Annotated in this window: 19 protein-coding genes and 1 tRNA gene; 14 read left to right on the forward strand and 6 right to left on the reverse strand. The window is 40.5% G+C overall.

Features of this window, described 5'->3' with window-relative positions:
- Positions 1-20: 20 nt before the first annotated feature.
- Positions 21-2,153: a fatty acid oxidation complex subunit alpha FadJ gene (gene fadJ, locus ACRCA4_RS08605; protein ID WP_433186973.1), complete on the reverse strand. Its 2,133-nt coding sequence runs from the start codon at positions 2,151-2,153 to the stop codon at positions 21-23.
- Positions 2,153-3,463 (reverse strand): acetyl-CoA C-acyltransferase FadI, encoded by a 1,311-nt coding sequence (gene fadI, locus ACRCA4_RS08610; protein WP_433186976.1) that lies wholly within the window; start codon positions 3,461-3,463, stop codon positions 2,153-2,155. The genes fadJ and fadI overlap by 1 nt, the downstream gene beginning before the upstream one ends.
- Positions 3,464-3,665: 202 nt before the next feature.
- Between fadI and ACRCA4_RS08615 the strand changes: the two genes are divergently transcribed.
- The 8 genes from ACRCA4_RS08615 to ACRCA4_RS08650 all read left to right on the forward strand — a co-directional run bounded on the left by ACRCA4_RS08615 (position 3,666) and on the right by ACRCA4_RS08650 (position 13,723).
- The gene (locus ACRCA4_RS08615) at positions 3,666-4,619 is read left to right on the forward strand and encodes an AAA family ATPase (RefSeq protein WP_433186979.1); all 954 of its coding nucleotides are present in this window, start codon (positions 3,666-3,668) and stop codon (positions 4,617-4,619) included.
- Positions 4,619-5,617, forward strand: a complete 999-nt coding sequence (locus ACRCA4_RS08620) for a DUF58 domain-containing protein (RefSeq protein WP_433186982.1) — start codon at positions 4,619-4,621, stop codon at positions 5,615-5,617. The genes ACRCA4_RS08615 and ACRCA4_RS08620 overlap by 1 nt, the downstream gene beginning before the upstream one ends.
- Positions 5,610-6,170 (forward strand): DUF4381 domain-containing protein, encoded by a 561-nt coding sequence (locus tag ACRCA4_RS08625; RefSeq protein WP_433186986.1) that lies wholly within the window; start codon positions 5,610-5,612, stop codon positions 6,168-6,170. Before ACRCA4_RS08620 ends, ACRCA4_RS08625 begins: the two co-directional genes overlap by 8 nt.
- On the forward strand, positions 6,163-7,155 hold the full coding sequence (locus ACRCA4_RS08630) for a vWA domain-containing protein (RefSeq protein WP_433186989.1): 993 nt from the start codon (positions 6,163-6,165) through the stop codon (positions 7,153-7,155). Before ACRCA4_RS08625 ends, ACRCA4_RS08630 begins: the two co-directional genes overlap by 8 nt.
- The gene (locus ACRCA4_RS08635; protein WP_433186992.1) at positions 7,145-9,016 is read left to right on the forward strand and encodes a VWA domain-containing protein; all 1,872 of its coding nucleotides are present in this window, start codon (positions 7,145-7,147) and stop codon (positions 9,014-9,016) included. Before ACRCA4_RS08630 ends, ACRCA4_RS08635 begins: the two co-directional genes overlap by 11 nt.
- Positions 9,010-10,725, forward strand: coding sequence for a BatD family protein (locus tag ACRCA4_RS08640; protein ID WP_433186995.1), 1,716 nt, complete (start codon positions 9,010-9,012; stop codon positions 10,723-10,725). Before ACRCA4_RS08635 ends, ACRCA4_RS08640 begins: the two co-directional genes overlap by 7 nt.
- Positions 10,726-10,895: 170 nt before the next feature.
- Positions 10,896-12,407, forward strand: coding sequence for a sodium/proline symporter PutP (gene putP, locus ACRCA4_RS08645; RefSeq protein WP_433186998.1), 1,512 nt, complete (start codon positions 10,896-10,898; stop codon positions 12,405-12,407).
- A 95-nt stretch (positions 12,408-12,502) separates the two neighbouring features.
- The gene (locus ACRCA4_RS08650) at positions 12,503-13,723 is read left to right on the forward strand and encodes an EAL and HDOD domain-containing protein (protein ID WP_433187001.1); all 1,221 of its coding nucleotides are present in this window, start codon (positions 12,503-12,505) and stop codon (positions 13,721-13,723) included.
- A gap of 17 nt (positions 13,724-13,740) precedes the next feature.
- On the opposite strand, the gene ACRCA4_RS08655 is transcribed toward ACRCA4_RS08650, so the two are convergent.
- A complete protein-coding gene (locus ACRCA4_RS08655) occupies positions 13,741-14,190 on the reverse strand; it encodes a ComEA family DNA-binding protein (RefSeq protein ID WP_433187004.1) in 450 nt (149 codons plus the stop codon).
- Positions 14,191-14,393: 203 nt separating this feature from the next.
- Here ACRCA4_RS08655 and ACRCA4_RS08660 point away from each other — a divergent pair, with 203 nt between their 5' ends.
- The 5 genes from ACRCA4_RS08660 to ACRCA4_RS08680 are packed head-to-tail and all read left to right on the forward strand — an operon-like array spanning position 14,394 to position 17,997.
- Positions 14,394-14,651 carry a PepSY domain-containing protein gene (locus tag ACRCA4_RS08660; protein WP_433187007.1) on the forward strand — a complete coding sequence of 86 codons (258 nt, stop codon included), beginning with the start codon at positions 14,394-14,396 and terminating at the stop codon, positions 14,649-14,651.
- Positions 14,651-15,328, forward strand: coding sequence for a response regulator transcription factor (locus ACRCA4_RS08665; protein ID WP_433187010.1), 678 nt, complete (start codon positions 14,651-14,653; stop codon positions 15,326-15,328). Before ACRCA4_RS08660 ends, ACRCA4_RS08665 begins: the two co-directional genes overlap by 1 nt.
- Before the next feature lie 2 nt (positions 15,329-15,330).
- Complete coding sequence (locus ACRCA4_RS08670) at positions 15,331-16,641, forward strand: ATP-binding protein (protein ID WP_433187013.1); 1,311 nt, start codon at positions 15,331-15,333, stop codon at positions 16,639-16,641.
- Between the two features lie 53 nt (positions 16,642-16,694).
- Positions 16,695-17,060 carry a dihydroneopterin triphosphate 2'-epimerase gene (gene folX / locus ACRCA4_RS08675; protein ID WP_433187016.1) on the forward strand — a complete coding sequence of 122 codons (366 nt, stop codon included), beginning with the start codon at positions 16,695-16,697 and terminating at the stop codon, positions 17,058-17,060.
- 40 nt (positions 17,061-17,100) lie between these two features.
- Positions 17,101-17,997: a TIGR01777 family oxidoreductase gene (locus tag ACRCA4_RS08680; RefSeq protein ID WP_433187019.1), complete on the forward strand. Its 897-nt coding sequence runs from the start codon at positions 17,101-17,103 to the stop codon at positions 17,995-17,997.
- Here ACRCA4_RS08680 and ACRCA4_RS08685 read toward each other — a convergent pair.
- Together ACRCA4_RS08685 and ACRCA4_RS08690 are read right to left on the reverse strand one after the other, a co-directional pair.
- Positions 17,986-20,475, reverse strand: coding sequence for an ABC transporter permease (locus ACRCA4_RS08685; protein WP_433187022.1), 2,490 nt, complete (start codon positions 20,473-20,475; stop codon positions 17,986-17,988). The genes ACRCA4_RS08680 and ACRCA4_RS08685 overlap by 12 nt on opposite strands.
- Positions 20,465-21,178, reverse strand: coding sequence for an ABC transporter ATP-binding protein (locus ACRCA4_RS08690; protein ID WP_433187026.1), 714 nt, complete (start codon positions 21,176-21,178; stop codon positions 20,465-20,467). The genes ACRCA4_RS08685 and ACRCA4_RS08690 overlap by 11 nt, the downstream gene beginning before the upstream one ends.
- On the opposite strand from ACRCA4_RS08690, the gene ACRCA4_RS08695 reads away from it, so the two are divergent.
- Entirely contained in the window at positions 21,171-21,758 is a 588-nt protein-coding gene (locus tag ACRCA4_RS08695; RefSeq protein ID WP_433187029.1) for an arylesterase, read from the forward strand. The genes ACRCA4_RS08690 and ACRCA4_RS08695 overlap by 8 nt on opposite strands.
- A 90-nt stretch (positions 21,759-21,848) precedes the next feature.
- Here ACRCA4_RS08695 and ACRCA4_RS08700 read toward each other — a convergent pair.
- Positions 21,849-21,924, reverse strand: a tRNA-Glu gene (locus ACRCA4_RS08700).
- Positions 21,925-22,039: the final 115 nt, after the last annotated feature.

Here is a 22,039-nt window from a genome sequence, read left to right on the forward strand (position 1 = left end):
TTTTGCTTAAGCTTTATTGACTATGGATAAAAAGTTTCTTGCTGCTCAGCCATTTTTAACAGTAGCGGTGCTGGCGTAAAGCGATCGCCAAAGCGGCTTTCTAAGCTACGCAACTGAGCAATTAAGGTTGTAACACCTATGCTATCGATATAACGGAATGGGCCACCTAAGAATGGCGGGAAACCAATACCAAATATGGCACCAATATCACCATCTCTTGCGCTGTTAATAACGCCTTCATCTAAGCAGCGAACCGCTTCATTTAGCATTTGCACCACACAGCGACTGCTTATATCTTCTTGGCTTAAACGTGATGCTGGCGTAACAGCAAGTAAATTATAAACTGTGCTATCTACTTGTTTTTTCGCTTTCTTGTTTTTGCCATTATATAAATAAAAGCCTTTGCCATTCTTCTTACCTTTGCGATCATCCGCTAATAGCTTGTCAAAAGCCGCAGGAGCAACAAAACGCTCACCTAAAGCGTCACTTAAAATAGGTGAGATCTTAGCGCCTACATCAATACCTACTTCATCTAATAGCGCAATAGGGCCCACGGGGAAACCAAACTTAACTAAAGATTTATCAATGCTTTCTATTGATTCACCCTCAAGTAAGATATTAGCCGCTTCATTCATATATAAAGCTAAAATACGATTGACATAAAAACCCGCGCCATCTTTAACTACTATAGGTGTTTTGCCTTGTTTTTTAGCAAAAGCAACGGTAGTTGCAATAGTTTCAGGCGATGTTTTGTCATGGGCTATTACCTCAACCAGTGGCATTTTATCAACCGGTGAGAAGTAATGTAGGCCAATAACATTTTCTGGTCGTTTAGCGTTTTCAGCTATCTGACTTATAGGTAATGAACTAGTATTACTAGCAAAAATGGTGTTTTCACTCGTGTGCTCTTCAATATCTGCAACCATTTTCTGCTTTAAGCTTAAGTCTTCAAATACCGCTTCAACTACAATATCAAGATCATGAAAACCGGTATAATCGGTTGTACCGCTAATTAGCATCATCTGCTTTTGCAGGTCGGCTTGAGTAATAAAACGACGATCACGCTTTTTCTTTAATAATGAATAACTATATTGTAAAGCGTTAGCGATGCCTTGCGGGTTAATATCTTTTAACCTAACAGGAATACCGGCTTTAGTTGCTGTTACATTAGCAATGCCTCCGCCCATTAAGCCTCCACCTAAAATACCCGCTTTATGGATCTGTTGTGGTTTAATATCACCGGCGCCGGTTTCTTTTTTCATTTCTGTTGTTGCAAAGAAAATACTACGCAAGGCCGCTGATTCTTTAGTCATACATAACTGACCAAAAGCTTCGGCTTCTGCGGCTAAACCAGCCAGACGACCTTGCTCTATCCCTGTTTGAATAACCTCTAAAATTTTAATAGGCGCAGGATAATTACCCTGTGTTTTACTTAGCGTTTGTTTACGTGCTTGATTAAATACAACATTGCGACCAACGCTAGTTTGCTCTAAAAACTTATCCATTAAACTCAGTTTTCGATCAGCTCGCTGTGGCTTACCTTTTAATGCCAGCTTCACTGCAGCTTCAAGTAAAATAGACTCAGGAACCACATCATCAACTAAGCCATATTTCTTAGCTTGAGCAGCACGAAGTTGCTTACCGGTTAACATCATATCTAGGGCTTTTTGTAACCCAACCAGCTTAGGTAAACGCTGAGTCCCGCCACTTCCCGGTAATAAACCTAATTGCACTTCAGGTAAGCCAAGTACTGTTTTAGGGTTAGTTGTTGCCACACGAGCATGACAGGCCATAGCAAGCTCTAAACCGCCGCCTAAACAAGGGCCATTAATCGCTGCAACTAAAGGAATACTGAGCTGTTCAAGTTGATTGAACATATCTTGGCCCATAGTTGCAATCGTTTGTGCTTCTGTGGCCGTTTCGCAGTTATCTAACATTGAAATATCAGCACCCGCAATAAATGAGCCAGGCTTGCCGCTAATAAACACTAAACCTTTTAATTGCTTATTGGCTTTAATCTCTGATAATAAAGCGCTAATTTCATCTGCGAATGAAGCTTTTAACACGTTCATAGATTCGCCAACGATGTCCATGGTAATTACACCTATTTGGTCATCACGAACCGCTAAACTAAAACTATTGCTTGATGTCATTATTCTGTCTCCACTATCATAGCCGCACCAAGTCCACCTGCAGCACAAGCTGTTGTTAAGCCTACACCACCACCGCGACGATTTAATTCATTTAATGTTTGCACAATTAAGCGGGTACCTGTAGCAGCAAATGGATGGCCATAAGCTAAAGATCCGCCATTAACATTAAATTTATCCATGTCTATTTCACCAATGGCTTCACTGCGACCTAGCTTTTCAGCTGCAAACTTCTTGCTAGCGAACATTTTTACATTAGCTAAGGTTTGCGCAGCAAAAGCTTCATGCATTTCAATTAAGGTTAAGTCAGCTAAGGTCATGCCTGCGCGATCTAAGGCTAACGGTGTCGCATAAGATGGGCTCATTAACATATCTTGTTTAACGTCAATCGCAGCAAAAGCATAACTACGAATATAGCCTAATGGCTTATAACCTAGGGCTTTAGCTCTACTTTCTGTCATCATTAATACGGCTGAAGCCCCATCTGTTAATGGGGTACTATTGGCCGCAGTAACAGTGCCATGTGCACGATCAAAGGCAGGCTTTAATTTAGCGTAAGACTCTAATTTAGAGTCTTGACGAATATTATTATCCATCTCTAAGAAGCGCGAATACGGCTCTGGATAAGCGGCCATCACCTCTTGTTGCATAACACCACTTTGCCACGCCGCCGTTGCTAAAGTGTGTGAGCGATGCGCTAAAGCATCTTGCTCTTGACGACTAATATTATGGCTTTTCGCCATTTGCTCGGCAGTATCGCCCATAGATAAACCGGTACTGTATTCGGCAACGGCTGGCGGTACAGGTAATAAATCTTTTAATTTTAGGCGACGAAAGATAGCGATACGCTGACTCAAGGTACGCGCCTTGTTTAAATCAACAAGGGCGCGCGCCAAGGCTTTACTAACACCAATAGGTAACACTGAGCTAGAATCGGCGCCACCGGCAATAGCAATTTCTGATGTGCCTGCCATCATGTTTTCTAATACATTTGCTACTGATTGGAAGCTTGTTGCACACGCACGGCTAACACTGAACGCATCCGTATGTATACTCATATTGGTGCCCAATACAATTTCCCGAGCAATATTAGGTGCTTCAGGCATTTGCACTACTTGGCCATAGACAACTTGTTCAATTAACTTAGGGTCAATTTCAGTACGAATAAGTAGTTCATTAACTACCATTTTACCTAAATCTAAAGCTGAAACCCCATGAAACTCTGTTGCTTGCTTAGCAAAAGGGGTACGTAAACCTGAAACAATGGCTATTCTATCGCCACCGCGAGTTGTGAGTTGTATTGGCGTCTTCATCGTATTCCTCAATCTAAATTACAGGTCTGACCTGTATTCTGTTATCGATTGTAACCACTGTTGGCGAAAATTAAAACACTTGTTTTAATACAAACTGAACCTTATATAAGATATAACGTCATAGCCTAGCTTGAAATTTCATGTTTTGGGTAAAAAGTAATCATTAAATCTAATTAAGACTCTACATTAGGGTAAGCGCATTATGGTAAACGCATTTTCCGGTTTAAAAGCCTATCTTGACAGCCAAGTACTAGGACAGCCTGAACTCACTGAAGGTATTTTATTAGCCCTCTTAGCTAATGGGCACTTGCTTGTAGAAGGCCCTCCTGGTCTTGCAAAAACCCGAGCAGTTAATGCACTTGCTGATGGTGTCGAAGGCGAGTTTCACCGCATTCAGTTCACGCCCGACTTACTACCAGCAGATTTAACCGGCACAGACATTTATCGCCCAGAAACGGGACAATTTGAGTTTCAGTCTGGCCCTCTTTTTCATCATATAATCTTAGCAGATGAAATTAACCGTGCACCGGCAAAGGTGCAATCGGCATTATTAGAAGCAATGGCCGAAAAACAGGTGACTGTAGGTCGCAATACCTACCCGCTACCTGAATTATTTTTGGTAATGGCAACGCAAAACCCATTAGAGCAAGAAGGAACTTACCCCTTACCTGAAGCCCAACTTGACCGGTTTTTATTACATTTAAAAGTAGATTACCCAGATGCTGCAACCGAGTTAGCCATTTTGCAATTAACTCGCAATGAAGCTTTATCTAGCGAAAGCGCAGCGGTAACCAGCATAAGCCAAGCTGATATTTTTGCCGCTCGCAAAGAAATATTAAAGTTACATATGGCCGATGGCCTAGAGCAATATATAGTTCAGCTAATTATGGCGACGCGTAAACCTGCCGCTTATAGCGAAAAGTTAGCCAGTTGGATTGCTTATGGTGCCAGCCCACGTGCCACTATTGCCATTGAGCGCTGTGCTCGAGCTAAAGCTTGGCTTAGTGACAGAGATTATGTCACACCCGATGATATCCAAGCTGTATTTCATAATACCCTACGTCATCGAATTATATTAACCTATACCGCTGAAGCAGAAGGTATTACAACTGATGATGTTTTAGCTGAAATTTTACGTTTGGTGCCTTCAGCCTAATGATAAATTCAGCCTTATCTAGCCAACAGTGGCTGCATCAAGTTCATGCTAACGGCAGTACCTTAGGCTTGCCTGAACTACTGTGGTATCAACGCTATACGAAGGTGTTAGACTTAAGCCCGAAAATGGCTATTCAAAGTAAACTGGCGGGCACCTACTTGGCTAAAAGTAAAGGCCGAGGTATGGAGTTTGACGAGGTACGTCATTACCAAAATGGGGATGATGTTCGCACGATAGATTGGCGGGTAACTGCGCGCACCGGCAAGATGCATACTAAGCTTTTTCGTGAAGAAAAAGAGCGGCCTGTGTTTATTCTTACCGATCTAAGCAGCAGTATGCACTTTGGCTCAACGTTATTATTTAAGTCGGTTCAAGCGGCTCATTTAGCCTCGCTTATTGCTTGGCATGTAAAAAAGCGCGGTGACAAGCTCGGTGGCATTGTCTTTAGCCAACAACAACATCGCGAATTAAAACCTCATAGTCGCAGCCATGGCGTATTACGCTATTTTCATGCTCTGACTGAAATACATAATAGCTTGCAACTTGCCGAGGCTAGCGCGTCACCTGAAGTCGCCAATTTAGCCCCAAACAGCTTAAAAACTGGTATAAATTTTACGACAGCGCTTGCTCAGCTACGTCGTTTAGTGCACCCAGGTAGCTTGGTTTATATCTTATCTGATTTTAGCCAATTTAATGCTGATGCATTGCGACATATTCGCGCCATTCGACAGCATAATGAAGTTAGCTGTTGTGCTATAAGCGATCCGCTAGAGCTCAATATCCCTGTTAGCAGCTCAGGCCAAGCTGCAGTAACCGATGGCCAACATAGTGGTGTTGTTGAATTAGGCAATAAAAACCTACAGCAGCGTTATGCCCAGCAACAAGCGCTGCAACAACAGCAACTTCAACAACAGTTATCAATTTTAGGCTGTAAATGGCTGCCAATCTCTGCTGCTGAGCCGGTTTTGAGCCAACTAGAGAGAAGCTGGCATGGCTAACACAGACATTACTCCTGCTATGAATACACAAACAATAAACCCAAACCCTGCCTTAGCGTCTTTGGCTGATATTGTTGAGCCAGAATTTAGTCATAGCTTTGGCTTAGCGCCTATTTACTGGCTGTTAATCCTCGGCGGTTTAACCGCATTGGTTTTTAGTGTTTATAAATTAATTCAGCGCCACCATTATTGGTTAGCTAAGCGCCAAGCGCTAGCTCAGCTTAATCAGCTAGAGCAGCAACCTAATGCTGGCCAACAAATTAATCAGTTATTAAAACGCGTGCTACAGCATTATCAACCTAATCACCCGGCACTATCTGCTAACACTGAGCAGTGGCAGCTTTGGTTAGCAAAGCACTCTAGCCAAGCCTTACCTAATTTAAACCAGCTGCTTTATAGCAAAACCAGTTCAGAGACTGAACTTAACCAGTTTTATATTTTTGCTAAGCACTGGTTAAAGCAATACCAAGGCCAAGATAGCGATGTGCTGCCTAGTGCTGCATCTGCAAGCTCCGTCGCAGCCTCTGATAAGAAGGAGCAACAACATGCTTGATGTTACTTATCCTTGGTTGGCACTGTTGGTTTTTCTGCCGTTGCTTTTTCATCCGAAAAACAGAAAAAGCCAAAGCACTAAATTATATTTACCGCCATTAGCCAAGTTAGCGGATACAAGTCAAGCGCAATCGCACCGCTGGTACAGTGCTAACACACTGTTATTTATTATTATGTGGTTAGCGCTTGTTATCGCTAGCATGCAACCGCGTTGGTTAGGCGATAGTCAAACAATTCCACAGCAAGGGCGCGATTTAATGCTTGCACTGGATTTATCAGGCTCAATGGAAGTACCTGATATGGTCACGCAAGGCAATAACATTAACCGACTTGAAGCGGTTAAACTCGTTGTTAATGAGTTTATTCAACAGCGCCAAGGTGACAGAATTGGTTTAATTTTATTTGCCGATGCGGCCTATCAGCAAACGCCACTCACCTTTGATTTAACAACCGTAAAAAAAATGCTTAACGACAGTGTATTAGGACTCGTTGGTAACCGCACAGCTATAGGTGAAGCTATCGGCTTAGCGGTAAAACGACTAAATAGTTATGAAAGCTCAAATAAAGTATTAATTTTATTAAGTGATGGCGCGAATACCGCTGGCAATATTCAACCGCTAGAAGCTTTAACGTTAGCTAAAGCCGCAGGGGTGAAAATTTACACTGTTGGCGTTGGTGCCGAAAGAATGATCCAGCAGAGTCTGTTTGGTCAGCGTGTCGTCAATCCATCTCAAGACTTAGATGAAACACTACTGACTCGCTTAGCCGAAGAAACGGGTGGCCGTTATTTTCGTGCCAAAGATTTAAGCGAGCTACAAGAAATATACCAATTACTAGATCAGCTAGAGCCTATTACCCGCGACAATCTGACATACCGGCCGCAAATAAGCCTAATCCATTGGCCTTTAGCACTAGCCCTATTCTGTTGGTTTATATTAGCTGCTAGGCAAATTAATTGGTGGAGAATAACCCAATATGTTCGCTGAGTTTCATTTTTTACGCCCCTTATGGCTGCTAACAATCGTCCCTGCAATTATTCTTATATTTTTGCTGTACTTCTATCGGCGCGATCAAAGCCCATGGCATAATTTAATCGCGCCCCACTTACAGCCATTATTACTCAGTACCAAGCAGGTTTTTAAATCTCAACCTTTGCTATTACCCAGCCTATTAGTCTGTTGGCTAATTACTTCTATTGCCCTTGCTGGGCCAAGTTGGCAAAAACTACCACAACCGGCTTTTGCCTTAAAAAAAGCCACGGTATTAGTATTAGATATGTCAATGTCAATGCGCGCGACTGACATGAGCCCTGACAGATTAACTCAGCAACGTTTTTTAGCTTTAGACTTTACTGAACAACTTAAAGAAGGTGAGTTAGGCTTACTCAGTTTCGCCGGTGATGCCTTTACTATTGCCCCTTTAACCCCTGATCATAATAATATTAGTTTGTTAATTCCGGATCTTCAGCCGGAAATCATGCCAGAGCAAGGCTCAAATTTATTAGCCGCCTTACAACAAGCCGATAAACTGTTGACCCAAGCCGGCTACCCAAGTGGCGATGTGGTCGTATTTACCGACGGTTTTGATAACAATAGTTATATAGACATCCAAAAAACGCTCAATAACTGGCCTCACCGTTTATCCATTTTAGGCTTTGGTACCAGCGAAGGTGCGCCGATTAAATTAGCTAATGGTGAGCTGTTAAAAAACAGCCAAGGTAGCGTAATTATGCCTAAATTGCCGCAGCTGCAACTCGCCAGCTTAGCTAGGCGAAATCAAGGAGTTTATGCTAACGCCACTATAGACGGTAAAGGCATTAAGCAAATTTTAAAGCAAGCTCCCTTAACCTCATTAAACTCAGCTGATGAATTACAGCAAATTAAAGGCGACCAATGGCAAGATAGTGCCGTTTATCTAGTATGGCTATTAATTCCCTTAGTGCTATGGCAGCGCCGAATGGGTGCAATATTAGCTATATTGCTAGTGGTATTGCCCAGCCAGCAAGCTCAGGCAGCTCAAAGCATAGAATGGCGTGATTTATGGCAGACTAAGCAACAGCAAGCAGAGCAAGACTACAAAGCGGGAGACTTTCAAGCGGCGAAAGATAAGTTTACCGATCCATTGTGGCAAGGCAATGCGGCCTATAGAGCCGGCGATTATAAAACGGCAGAGCAAGCTTTTCGTCAAGCAACCACTAGCGAGAATAGCAGCCAGTCTTGGCATAATTTAGGAAATAGCTTAGCCCAGCAATCCCGCTATGCTGATGCAGAAAAAGCTTATCAGCAGGCATTATCCTTAAACCCAAACCTAGCTGCTGCGGAAAAAAATGCGAAGTTAATGCAAAAATTGTTAGAGCAACAAAAGCAGCAACAGCAGTCTGACAATGAAAATTCAACATCAGATCAAGACAAACAACAGTCTGATCAACAAGATAAACAGCAACAAGAGTCGAATCAAGAACAAGACAATAACGATAACGATAACGATAGCAGCAACGAAAACTCAGCGGAAAACCAGCAATCTGAAAACACATCTACAGAGCAAGATGGCGCCAATAAACAAACCCCAAATGATGCTAAAGCTGAGCAGCAAAAACAAGCTGAAGAAAATAAACAACAAGAAGCTGAAATGGATAAAGCAGAACAAACTGAAAATGAACAGCAGCAACAACAGGCTGCAATAACTGAAGCTTGGCCAGATGCCAGCCCCGAAGAACAACAACAACTGAATAATTTACTGCGTAAAGTGCAAGATGATCCCGCGTTATTATTACGCAATAAAATGTATCTTGAATATCAAAAGCGGAAACATCAACGTTTACCAAAAGGAGTCGATCAGCAATGGTAACCCGCATCCTATTGTTTTTTAGTCTGTGTATCTCTATTTCTATTCAGGCGGCTACGCAAATAAGCGCTAGCGTTGATAAAAATCCAGCTTTGCTTAATGAGTCGATAACACTCACCATTAACCTTGATGCTCGTGTTGAGGCAGGTGCCATAGATTTTACTGTTTTAAAATCTGACTTTACAGTAATGATGCCTTCGGTAAGTCAAAGTACCCGTATGATTAATGGCACTACAACTCAAAGCACACAATGGAAAGTTGTGCTACTAGCCAAACAAGCCGGTAATATCACCATACCAAGTTTTAGCTACCAGAGCCTCAGCACGGCCCCTATTGAGTTAACCATACTCGCAGCCAACAATAAGACAACGACCAGCTCAGCTGACAAAGAACTCTTTTTACAAAGCGAAATTGAAACCCAAGCTCCCTATGTTCAGCAGTTAAGTTATTATAAATTAACCATCTACTCTAAAGACAGCTTTCAAAATGCGTCATTAACTGAACCAAGTTTAGAAGGCGCTATTATCAGTCAAGTTGGTCAAGATGTTGAAGGTTCAGAATTAGTCAATGGTATCCGTTATCGTACTTTTAGCCGGCGCTACGCCATTACTCCCCAACAAAGTGGCCATTTTACGATTCAGCCACCTGTTTTTAGTGGCGAAGTGCTAGACCGTGAAAGTCAGCAATATGGCTATTACTCTAGAACCAAAAGAATAACCGAACAAGCGCAAACAATTGAGATTGAAGTTAAACCTGTACCTGACAATTTCCCATCGCAAACGGCTGACTGGTTAGTTGCAGGTTTAGTTACCTTAACAGAAGAATGGTCACCTAATGTATCAGAGCTTACTGTAGGTGAACCTATCACCCGCACTATTACACTATCTGCCGTTGATGTTGCTGATAATCAACTGCCTGAAATAACACTTAACTTCCCAAGCTCATTGCGTTTATATCAAGAGCAACCTCAAACTAAAAGTGCCCAACGTAATGGTCATGTTATTGCCCAAAAAACCTTCACGACTGCGGTCGTTGCCACTACAGATGGCACCGTCACCTTGCCTGAAGTTAGCCTGCCTTGGTGGAACAGCAAAACTAATCAATTAGCGAAAGCAACATTGCCGGAAAAAACCTTCAAGGTAATTCCAACCGCAACAACTAAAACACCTAATGTCGATACACCAGCACTGTCCTCTCAAAGTTCGAATGCAGTACCTGCCTCACAAAACACAAACTATTCAGCCCCTATAAGTAACTGGGCATGGACCTATAGCACCAGCATCATTATGGTTTTATGGTTATTAAGCTTAGCGGCATTTTATTTTTTCTGGCAATGGCGTAAACCAATGGCTCAAATACCCGATAGCACTAGTATTGCTAAGTTCAATAGCCATGCCCTTAAGCAAGCCTGTAAAAATAATCAACCCAACATCGCTAAGCAGGAATTATTACGCTGGGGACATAGGCACTTTGATCAAAAAGTTATTTCATTAAGCCAGTTAAATAATTTTATTACCTCTGCAGAGTTAAGAAAAGAAGTTAGCCAGTTAAATGCCGTTTTATATTCGGCTAAGCAGAATGCTAATAATGATGTTACAACTAACTTATGGTCTGGTGACGCTCTATGGCAAAAATGGAAACAATACAAACCCAAAACACCTTTTAATAAAACTGAATCTGGTTTAACCAGCTTATATCCAAAGGATATTTAGGCCATTAACTGTGACCTAAGAAGTTAAATCTGCTTCGTTTAAACACAAGTACTAGTATATAAACCAGCATCTTGTTAGCATAAAAACAGTATATAGACCTAAAGCTAAAATTAGGCCTTTGTGAATTGTTTTGATTTGCTGAAATTCATTCGGCACAAGGAGAATTGGGTTTGGAAATAGGCACCATTATATCACTAGCACTTTATTTTATCGTGATGCTTGGCATCGGACTTTATGCATATAAAACCTCAACTGATGATGTATCAGGTTATATGCTGGGCGGCAGAAAATTAGGCCCAGCAGTAACAGCCTTATCCGCCGGCGCATCGGATATGAGTGGCTGGATGTTAATGGGCATACCTGGTGCTATGTATATATCTGGTGTTAGTAGTGGTTGGATAGCAGTAGGCCTACTTATTGGCGCCTTCTTAAACTATATTATCGTTGCACCAAGATTACGGGTTTATACCGAGCTTGCAAATGACTCCATAACCATACCAGATTACTTCGAAAATAGATTCGAAGATAAAACCCGCATTTTACGTATTGTCTCTTCTATCGTTATTGTTATCTTTTTCACTTTATATACATCATCAGGCGTCGTTGGTGGTGGTAAGCTTTTTGAAAGCTCATTTAATTTAAGCTACGAGCTTGGGCTTTATGTTACAGCCGGCGTTGTAGTAGCCTACACCTTATTTGGTGGTTTCTTAGCCGTGAGCATGACCGACTTTGTTCAAGGCTGTATAATGTTTATCTCATTAATTTTGGTCCCTATAGTGGCAGTCGATCACTTAGGTGGAGTAAATGCCGTAGCACAAAGTGTTAATGCCATTAACCCTAATTTTTTTGCATTTTTTGTCGATGCTAAAACTGGCATGGCTTTATCTGCCATAAGTATTGTTTCATTATTATCTTGGGGTTTTGGTTACTTTGGCCAGCCACATATCATAGTACGCTTTATGGCTATCCGCTCTGTTAAAGATATTAAAACCGCCCGTCGCATAGGTATGAGTTGGATGCTAATTACTTTAATCGGCGCTATGGTAACAGGCTTAGTCGGTATTGCTTATGTCGCTAAAACCCAAATGACCTTGTCTGATCCAGAAACAATATTTATTGTCTTTTCTCAATTTTTATTTCACCCGTTAATTTCAGGTTTCTTATTAGCTGCCATATTAGCTGCTATTATGAGTACTATTTCTTCACAGCTACTGGTTACCTCAAGCTCACTAACTGAAGATTTTTATAAAGTATTTATCCACCGCGATGCTAGTCAAAAAGAACTAGTACTTGTTGGTCGCCTTTCGGTGCTAGTGGTTGCATTAGTCGCTATAGCCTTAGCCTATGATAGAGAAAGCTCTATATTAACCTTAGTGAGCAATGCCTGGGCTGGTTTTGGTGCTGCTTTTGGCCCCTTAGTGATTCTAAGCTTGTTTTGGAAGCGTATGACCTTTGCTGGCGCTCTAGCCGGTATGGTGAGTGGTGCTGTAACAGTCCTATTTTGGATTTATGCCCCAGTATTAGAAAACGGTGCTAAATTAAGTAGTCTTGTCTATGAAATTTTACCGGGTGTCATTATTAGTACCTTAACTATTATCATTGTTAGTAAGTTAACAAAGACACCAGCACCTTCTGTACTTCAGGTATTTGATAAAATGCAACATGAAGTTAAACAGGCATAAATAATCAAATACAGTTAGGTAGAATTTATAACTACCTAACTGTATGCTTTTTGGTTATATTTGCTTTAGCTATATCATTTAGAGAATAAATTTCTATGTATTTTTATGCTGCACGTCAACCCATATTGACTAGGGATAAAGAGCTTTACGCTTACGAGTTGTTATTTCGCGATGGCATCACTAATGCTTTTCCTGATATTGACGGAAACGAAGCGACATCACGCATGATTGAGGGCAGCCAATTCAGTTATGGTTTAGAAGACTTTCTAGGCGATAAGCTCGGCTTTATTAATTTTACGTTGCCTACTCTACAAAAAAAGTTTCCAAGTATGCTGCCACAAGAGCAAGTAGTGATAGAGATACTTGAAACAGTTCAACCTAGCAAAGTTTTATTAGCAGAATGCGTAGAATTAAAAAACAATGGTTATATTATCGCACTTGATGATTACGTACATAAATCTGTATGGCGCCATTTTTATCCCTATATAGATATAATTAAAATTGATTTTCGCACTTCTAGCATTGAACAAATGAATGAAGTAAAAGAAGCGATTAGCGATTTTCCCCATATAAAATTATTAGCTGAAAAAGTCGAAACCATAGAAGAATATAACACTGCTATGGAGATGGGTTTCGCTTACTTTCAGGGATATTTCTTTGCTAAACCTGAAATGCTTCAAGCTAAAGCGTTATCACCAGCACAAACTACCCTAGTTGAGCTGTTATATGAAACGTCTCGCCCTGAAATAGACTTGCGAAAAATAACTCAAGTATTTGAACGCGATGTAAACTTATCTTATAAATTACTTCGCTATAGTAATTCAGCTATATTTAAACGCAGAGCTGAAGTAGAGACTATTAAACATGCGTTAGTTGTGCTTGGCCAAGCTGAATTAAAGAAATTCCTCTCATTACTTTTTGCCTCGCAAATTAACAGTGATAAACCCGCAGAGCTAATGCGAATGTCAATGACCCGTGCTCGTTTTTGTGAGGAACTAGCGGCTATTCAGGGTAAAACTGATAGCTCTAAAGCGTTTCTAACCGGGTTAATGTCTTTAATGGATGCGATCTTAGATGAGTCTATTGAATCAGTAATGGAAAAATTACCTTTAGCCTCTGAAATTAAACAAGCATTAACCGAGAAAAAAGGCATATTAGCTGGTTTTATTGCGCTAATTGAAGCTTATGAATCTGCGCATTGGAAAAATGCCAATATCATCATTGAAAAGTTAGGCCTTGAGAAAGACAAAGTTCCAACGGCTTACCATACTGCTGTACAGTGGGCTAATGAACAAATGAAAGCTCTGGCAAATTAACCAGAGCTTTTTTATCATTAATTATAACTGAGATAAGGGGTTAGTTTAGCTGCTAATTTATTACCTATGCCTTTAACCTTAGTTAGCTCTTCACTGTTTTTAATAGCGCCATTATTAGCAATATAATCTATTACCGCTTGAGCTTTACTTTTGCCAAGCCCTGGTAAAGCTTCAAGCTGCTCTAAACTGGCTTTGTTAATATTTACTTTTTGCATTTTATGCTCGGTTGCAGTTGCTTTAGTCAACTGATTACCTGGCGCTGTATTAGCAAAGCTAGTCGAAGCTATTATGGTTAATAAGGTTAATGAAGCTGCAATAATAATATTTTTCATGGACTTATCCTTTTGTCTATTAATAAATTTGTTATCCTCAAGCACAACATTTAGAATAACTTCTTGGCTATTTTCTATGCTAAAACGACAGCTAACAACACAACATGTTAAAGCCAACATATTTAAAATAGACATAAAATTAACCTTTGCAAACTTTAATTTACCATTAATTGTTATTTTAGTTAAAACTATTCAGCGGTAATTAATGCTGTTTTGTTTATGCTAGCGCTAAGAGTTTTAAAAGTACTTACTCGTTCTATTATCTGCGCTAACCTCTGTTGAGGATTGCTGTGGTATTAATAGTTCGATACAGTACAAATAGATTTATGGAGAGTGTAATGACTGGTCTAAGAGTAATATTGTTGTCGATCACACTACTGCTCACTCCCCTAGTCAATGCGTCAACACCTATAACTAAAGCATTGATTAGTAAAGAACAAGCTGTATCATTAGTACAACAACAATATCAAGGTAAAATAATGAAACTGAGATCTGAGAAGCGTTATTATCGGATCCGGTTGTTACAACATGACGGACGTGTCATTACAATTTTGGTTGATAACCAAACCGGCAAAATGCATAAGGATAGAAATTAATGCGTGTATTGGTTGTAGAAGATGAGAATTTATTAGCCCAACAAGTAAAAAAACAATTACAACAACAGCAGTTTAGTGTTGATATTGCTGCTGATGGTGAAGAGGGCTGGTTTAAATTATCAGAATATCCTTATGATTTAGCAATTATCGATATTGGTTTGCCAAAACTAGATGGTTTAGCTTTGATTCGTAAAGCCAGAGAAGATGCCCTAAAAACACCTATTATCATTCTAACAGCACGTGGTAGTTGGCAGGAGAAAGTTGAAGGTTTAGATGCCGGCGCAGATGACTATTTAACTAAGCCCTTTCACTCTGAAGAATTACTGGCTCGCTGCAATGCATTAATTCGCCGCGCTGCAGGCCAACCAGAACCAACCTTATCGGCAGGGCCTATTGCTTTAAACAGTAGAACCCAGCAAGTTTGGCTAAACGATAACGAGGTGAGCCTAACCGCATATGAATATAAAGTTCTTGAATATTTTATGCTTAATCCAAACAAAGTAATTTCAAAAACAGAGCTAACAGAACATATTTATGATCAAGATTTTGATTTAGATAGCAATGTTATTGAAGTATTTGTACTTCGTCTACGTAAAAAACTTGACCCTGAAGGGGATTTAAAGCCAATAGAGACGTTACGTGGTCGCGGTTATCGCTTTACTTTAGCTGTAGCATAACTATGCCTTTATCTCTCAAGCTGCGACAGTTATTAATCAGCATACTATTAATGCTGTTGCTGCTACCAAGTTCTTTTTTAGCTATCGATCAAGCTTTTTTTACTCAGCTATTAACCAACGCCGAGCAAAAACTTGAAGTAAATATGTACGCAATTTTATCTGAGATTAATATCTCAAATGGTAAAATTGAAGTATCTAATAGTACGCTCGCTCCCGATTTTTATCGACCTGACTCAGGATTAAGTGCGTATATTACTGATAACGATAAATTAGTTTGGCAATCAGACTCATCGTTAAATCAACACTTTACCCCTCCGAACTTCACCTTGCCACCAGGCGAGCATCTGTTTACTGAAGTTACTCAGCACGATGAAGATTTCTGGGTGCTTTCTATCGCTTTATTGTTTGATGCACAAGACAACACGCATCCACTAACTGTACATATTGTACAAAGTGATAAACGGCTTAGTGCGCCTCATATCAGTTTTAGAAATACGTTAGCAAGATGGTTTATAGGTATTGCCATTGTTCTGTTATTACTGATGCTATTAGCTTATTATTGGACCACTAAACCATTATCTCGTCTAGATAATGAAATACGTCGGGTTGAAAATGGTAGCCAAGAACAGTTAAACGGACGTTACCCCGCAGAGCTTGCTGTTATTAAGGAAGATTTAAACCTGCTATTAGCCAATCAAAATAGACAAAAACAACGCTATAGACATCACCTTAGTGATCTTGCCCATGCCCTTAAAACGCCAGTCGCGGTTTTACAAACGTCAGAATTAAGCCAGCAACCCGAGTTAAAAGAGCAGCTCGACAGAATAACAGGCATGATTGAACACCAATTAAAACGTGCCAGTAGTTCCGGTCAAGATGTTTGGAAAAAACAAATTTTAATTAAGCCTTTACTGAGAAAGCTAGTTTCTGCACTAGAGAAAATATATAAAGATAAAGATTTAATTATTAATATTGAATGTACTGATAGCGACGTTTTCAAAGGTGATGAAACTGACTTAATGGAAGTGCTAGGGAATTTACTGGATAATGCCAGTAAAGCATGTAAAAGTTTAGTGTCAGTGACTATTAATATGCACCCTCTGAAAATCATTATAGAAGACGATGGCCCTGGCATTCCAGCGGATAAACATCACCAGCTATTCCAACGAGGCTCTCGTTTAGATACCTACAGTGAAGGACATGGCGTTGGTTTAGCCATAGTCGCTGAGCTAGTTGAATCTTACTCGGGCAATCTAGCCTTAGATAATAGCCCTTATGGTGGTGCCCGTTTCACTATTAGTTTTCCAGATTAATTCTTGCCGCAGCTTAGCGCGCAGCTAACATTTATAGTTAAGGACGCTACATAATGCAATTAAATAATAGTGCAATAATTAAAATTAAAAACTTACGTTTGCGTACCTATATAGGTATTAATGAAGAGGAAGTTAATAATAAGCAAGATATTATTATTAATGCCAAAATTCATTATTGTGCCAAGAATGCATCAATATCAGATAATATGAATGACGCCCTTAACTACCGTACTATTACCAAAAAAATTATTGATTTAGTTGAGAGCCAACGCTTCTCTTTATTAGAAAAACTCACTGCAGATATTCTGCATATTGCTTCAGAGCATGACAGCGTTAGCTTCGCTGAGGTTGAAGTTGATAAACCTTATGCATTACGTTTTGCCGACTCTGTTTCGTTAACCTTATCCATTTCTAAATAAGTTCTATACTGATATAAAGTTAATTAATATAGAGTGCTAAATGAAAATTTTAATTACTGGCGCGAGTGGTTTAATTGGTTCTGCACTAATTCAACATTGGCATCAACAGCATGAAATTATTGCCCTAACACGGAGCAATAAAAAGGCTAAGCAGTTTGTTGCATCGGCAATTAATGCGGTAACAAATTTAGCACAAGTTGACTTTAATGCAGTTGATGCAGTAGTTAATCTTGCCGGAGAACCTATTTTTGGTAAGCGTTGGACTAATAAGCAAAAACAACGCTTATGCCAAAGTCGCTGGCAATTAACTGAACAACTCTCTGCCTCTATTATTGAAGCAAAGTCGCCCCCTAAAGTTTTTATTAGCGGTTCAGCTATTGGTTTTTATGGCGCGCAGCAGCAACAAGTTATTGATGAGGACTTCGCTCATCTACATCCAGACTTTAGCCACACTTTGTGTCACCGTTGGGAACAAATTGCTTTACAAGCTTCAACTGAGCAAACTCGGGTATGCTTACTAAGAACCGGCATTGTACTTGCAAAACATGGCGGTGCCTTACAGCGTATGCTATTGCCATTTAAACTAGGGTTGGGGGGCCGCATTGGCTCTGGTAAGCAATATATGTCTTGGATCCAGTTAAACGATATGGTTCGTCTAATTGATTTTTTATTGTTACACCCTACTTTGCAAGGCGCCTTTAACGCAACAGCGCCATATCCTGTCACTAATGCTGAATTTACAACAAAGTTAGCTTCTGCGCTACAGCGTCCAGCTTGCTTGCCTTTACCCAGCCCATTATTAAGACTTCTTATGGGAGAAATGGCTGATTTAGTGTTAAATAGTCAACGGGTGATACCGGCACGTTTGGTAGCAGCCAACTTTCAGTTTAAAACGCCTCAACTTGCTGAGGCGTTAAAAGCAACCTTAACTTGTTAAAACTTTTCGTACTAGCTCACCACTGGGCGTTGCTAGTAAGCGTTTAAGTTGCAACCAACCTAATAGAGTTACCATGCCTACCCCTACTGTAGGCCCCAACCACCATAACGACCAGTGTGGTTGGAAGGGTAAATCAAAGACTCGACTTTGTAGTGCAAATAGCAATACTTCAGCTAATAAGGTAGCAAAAATCCCTGCTAATGCGCCTAATAAGGCAAACTCTAGTAATAACGCATTACGCAAAAAAGCATATTGCGCACCTAAGGTACGTAAAATAGCCAGCTCTTGCTCTCGTTGCTCTAGTGTTGCTTGCACTTGGGCAATCAGCACTAAACCCGCTGATAAAGCAATAATCACTAATATAAAACTCAATGCTAAGCTAACTTGACTAATAATAGCACTGACCTGCTTTATAATTGTATCCACACTAATCACTGTTACTGTTGGCATTAATCTAGCAAGTTGATTTAACAACATCTGCTTTGACTTAGGCAAATAAAACGCAGTAATAGCGGTAGAGGGAAAGTCTGCAAGCAAGTCAGGGCTTAAAATCATATAGAAGTTAGGCTGTAAACTATTCCAATCAACACGACGAATACTCGTTACTCGCGCTGCAACTTGCTGGCCACCAATAGAAAATGTGAGCTCATCATTTAATTGCAAAGCTAACCGCTCTGCTAATTGCGCCTCTATTGACACCTCAGCGTGACTTGCTTCAGTAAACCACTGACCTGATTCAATCTCATTATTTTTGGGCAACTTTGTAAGCCAGGTAAGATTAAGCTCACGCCCTACTCCTACACGTTGCTCGCTTGTGTCTTCTTTGCTTGGAGTCTGGGTAACCGCTTGGTTATTGACTGTAGTTAAACGTCCTCTGACAACAGGATAAAATGGCTCCAGTTGTAAATTATGTTTATCGGCAAAACTAACTAACTCTTGCTGCTGAGCTTTAGTTACATTTACTAAAAAATGATTAGGCGCACCAATTGGAATTTGCTTTTGCCATTGCTCCATTAATTCTGTGCGTAAAAAATAAAGTAGCAAAAATAAAAATATCGCCAAACTAAAAGTAATTAATTGAAAACTATTAGCCCATAATCGGCGTCGTAAGTTAGCTAAAGCTAAGCGTCTAGCACTACTTTGCCCGGCAGCCATAGGCTTGGCTAAACGCACAATTAAAGCAGCCGATACCAATAAGATAACAGCAAAAAGTAAACAAAGTAAAAATAACCCTGAGGTTAAAATTAGCTCACCACTAAATAACCACATTAATAGAAATACAGCTAAGCCACCGAAAATAAATTGTAGACTATCAATACGAAAATTTAAGCCTGTTGGCCGTTTTAACACTACCATTGCAGCGGTGTTAGAAAGCAGCCAAAGGGGTCTGCCGGCAAAAAGTGTGGCACAAATAATACAGGTTATAATACCTAAAGCTAAGGGTCTAAAACTTAGCTCAGCGACAAAATCACTAAAGTAAGAATGGATCCCCCACTGAGCAATACTAATAGCCAACTGACCAACCACTAAGCCTACTCCTAGACTAAACAAAGTAATTAAGCCTAAATGACTGCCGTAGATCAGCCTAACTTGGCGTGTATTAGCCCCTAACGCTTTAATTACTGCTACAGCTTGAGTTTGCCTCTGACTATACCTATTAGCCGCAACAGCAGAGGCACAGGCAGCTAAAACTATACCTAATAAACCCGCTAATAATAAAAATCGCTCTGCCCGCGTTAACGCGCTACCTAAAGCCGATTGCTGATCAACATCTTGCCACTTATCATGAACCGACAATTTAGCCGCATAAGCTTGTTCAAAACGCTGTAAATCATCACTTTTACCTGCAAATAAATAGCGATAAGAAATGCGGCTGCCGGGTTGCACAATTTGAGTTGCAGGAATATCAGCAATATTCATCAATAACCTAGGTGATGAATTAAATACACTTAAAGGCGCATCGGGTTCACTTTGAATAATGCCAGCAACAGTAAACTCTGCAGCGCCTAGCTCAAGTGCATCGCCAGGTTTGATATTTAATAACTCAAATAAACGTGGCTCCAGCCAAACTTCACCTACAGATCTTTGTTGTTGTGGACTTTGCGCTGCATTAATATCGCGATTAAGCAGTAAATTGCCGCGTAAGGGATAACTATCACTGACCGCTTTTACTCTAACTAACTGCATAGCATCGCCAGCAAATGCCATTGAATCAAACTGCATTTGTTTAGCGGTAGTCAAATTATACTGTTCTGCCGTTGTGATCACCTCCTGTTTAAAAGGAAGGCTTGAACCTAATACTTTATCGGCTGCAATAAATTGTGCGCTGCGCTGATCAAGCGCGGTTTTAACGCCCTGAGTAATACCACTTAAACTAACAACCGCAGTCACCGCTAGAAATAAAGAGAAAGCAATAACCCAAAGCTCTCCCTGTTTTAGTTCACGCCAGAATAAACGCCATGCAATTTTAGCCCACATCTTGTTGTCTCTCTTGGCTTTGATTAATACGACCAGCTTGCATTTGATACTGGCGCTGACAACGTGCGGCAATAGCCGGATCATGAGTAACTAGTACTAAGGTAGTCCCATGTTTAGCATTAAGGTCAAATAAAAGCGCCTCCACCTTACTGCCTGTTACAGCATCTAAGTTTGCCGAAGGCTCATCGGCAAACAAAACGGCCGGTTGAGTAATAAAGGCCCTAGCAATAGCCACACGCTGTTGCTCACCGCCAGAGAGCTGGGCAGGAAAAAAATCAGCCCGCTCAGATAAGCCAACTTGTTGCAACAAGGCTAAACCGCGCTGTTTAGCTTTTTTATCTCCCGCTAGCTCAGCCGGTAACGTAACATTTTCAAGTGCTGTTAAACTAGGCAGTAATAAAAAAGATTGGAATACAAAACCAACGCTTTTCGCTCTAAGCGCAGCTCGCTGATCATCTGTCATCTGATGTAACGCCTGCCCTGCCAGGTATACCTGACCTGTAGTTGCGCTATCAAGACCGGCGAGTAAACTTAGCAGAGTAGACTTACCCGATCCTGACGCACCAACAATCGCAATAGTCTCACCTTCATTGATCGTTAAGCTTATATCGTGCAGGATAGTCAAGTTACCACTGTTAGTGGTGACGGTTTTTGTTAAATTAACTGCTCTAATTTGCTCATCAGGTGATTTTGTTATGCGCATAATATTTTTTATTTTCCTTAGTATTTTTAGCCAAACTGCACTGGCCGAAAAATTACTGATCTTAGGTGATAGCCTTAGTGCAGCTTATAATATGGAGTATGAACAAGGCTGGCCACATCTATTACAACAAGATTTAAATTGGCAACTCATTAACGCTAGCATCAGTGGTGAAACCACCGCAGGCGCAGCAGCTCGTCTACCCGCGTTACTGCAACAGCATCAACCGGATTATGTATTAATTGAACTTGGCGGTAATGATGGACTAAGAGGTTTTCCATTACCAGCAATGAAAAACAACCTAAATCAAATTATCACCCTAATTAAGCAGCATAAAGCGCAGCCAATTTTAATGCAAATACGGATCCCACCTAATTATGGTCCACGCTATGGCAGAGAATTTACCAATATTTATCCAGAGTTAGCAAAACAACACAATATTGTATTATGGCCATTTTTTATGGAGAAAATAGCCATAAATAGTGACTTGATGCTTGCAGATGGAATTCATCCTAATACTGAAGCCCAGCCGCAGATAAAAGAAATAATCAAAGCGTTAATTAATGAACTTGGGGAGGAATGAAAATTTAGATCAAAAAAATCATATAATGAAATAATATTATATTTGGCAGAATTTAAATTTAATGTATTTTTTACTAAGAATGACACCTGATGGCGTCCCCTAGGGGATTCGAACCCCTGTTACCGCCGTGAAAGGGCGGTGTCCTAGGCCTCTAGACGAAGGGGACATAGTAACAGTAGATATAATAACAGATTGTAGTCTAACTTAATTTGAACAACTGGCGTCCCCTAGGGGATTCGAACCCCTGTTACCGCCGTGAAAGGGCGGTGTCCTAGGCCTCT

It is taken from the genome of Rheinheimera sp. WS51, assembly GCF_050936095.1.
In the GTDB taxonomy this organism is placed as follows: domain Bacteria; phylum Pseudomonadota; class Gammaproteobacteria; order Enterobacterales; family Alteromonadaceae; genus Alishewanella.

What these genes read in the sequence shown, in the direction of transcription:
- ACRCA4_RS08670 (WP_433187013.1), top strand. Translation starts at nt 15,331, where the DNA reads ATGCCTTTATCTCTCAAGCTGCGACAGTTATTAATCAGCATACTATTA.
- ACRCA4_RS08660 (WP_433187007.1), top strand. Translation starts at nt 14,394, where the DNA reads ATGACTGGTCTAAGAGTAATATTGTTGTCGATCACACTACTGCTCACT.
- ACRCA4_RS08690 (WP_433187026.1), bottom strand. Translation starts at nt 21,178, where the DNA reads ATGCGCATAACAAAATCACCTGATGAGCAAATTAGAGCAGTTAATTTA.
- fadJ (WP_433186973.1), bottom strand. Translation starts at nt 2,153, where the DNA reads ATGACATCAAGCAATAGTTTTAGTTTAGCGGTTCGTGATGACCAAATA.
- ACRCA4_RS08625 (WP_433186986.1), top strand. Translation starts at nt 5,610, where the DNA reads ATGGCTAACACAGACATTACTCCTGCTATGAATACACAAACAATAAAC.
- ACRCA4_RS08650 (WP_433187001.1), top strand. Translation starts at nt 12,503, where the DNA reads ATGTATTTTTATGCTGCACGTCAACCCATATTGACTAGGGATAAAGAG.
- fadI (WP_433186976.1), bottom strand. Translation starts at nt 3,463, where the DNA reads ATGAAGACGCCAATACAACTCACAACTCGCGGTGGCGATAGAATAGCC.
- ACRCA4_RS08680 (WP_433187019.1), top strand. Translation starts at nt 17,101, where the DNA reads ATGAAAATTTTAATTACTGGCGCGAGTGGTTTAATTGGTTCTGCACTA.
- ACRCA4_RS08630 (WP_433186989.1), top strand. Translation starts at nt 6,163, where the DNA reads ATGCTTGATGTTACTTATCCTTGGTTGGCACTGTTGGTTTTTCTGCCG.
- ACRCA4_RS08655 (WP_433187004.1), bottom strand. Translation starts at nt 14,190, where the DNA reads ATGTCTATTTTAAATATGTTGGCTTTAACATGTTGTGTTGTTAGCTGT.
- ACRCA4_RS08685 (WP_433187022.1), bottom strand. Translation starts at nt 20,475, where the DNA reads ATGTGGGCTAAAATTGCATGGCGTTTATTCTGGCGTGAACTAAAACAG.
- folX (WP_433187016.1), top strand. Translation starts at nt 16,695, where the DNA reads ATGCAATTAAATAATAGTGCAATAATTAAAATTAAAAACTTACGTTTG.
- ACRCA4_RS08615 (WP_433186979.1), top strand. Translation starts at nt 3,666, where the DNA reads ATGGTAAACGCATTTTCCGGTTTAAAAGCCTATCTTGACAGCCAAGTA.
- ACRCA4_RS08640 (WP_433186995.1), top strand. Translation starts at nt 9,010, where the DNA reads ATGGTAACCCGCATCCTATTGTTTTTTAGTCTGTGTATCTCTATTTCT.
- ACRCA4_RS08665 (WP_433187010.1), top strand. Translation starts at nt 14,651, where the DNA reads ATGCGTGTATTGGTTGTAGAAGATGAGAATTTATTAGCCCAACAAGTA.
- ACRCA4_RS08695 (WP_433187029.1), top strand. Translation starts at nt 21,171, where the DNA reads ATGCGCATAATATTTTTTATTTTCCTTAGTATTTTTAGCCAAACTGCA.
- ACRCA4_RS08620 (WP_433186982.1), top strand. Translation starts at nt 4,619, where the DNA reads ATGATAAATTCAGCCTTATCTAGCCAACAGTGGCTGCATCAAGTTCAT.
- ACRCA4_RS08635 (WP_433186992.1), top strand. Translation starts at nt 7,145, where the DNA reads ATGTTCGCTGAGTTTCATTTTTTACGCCCCTTATGGCTGCTAACAATC.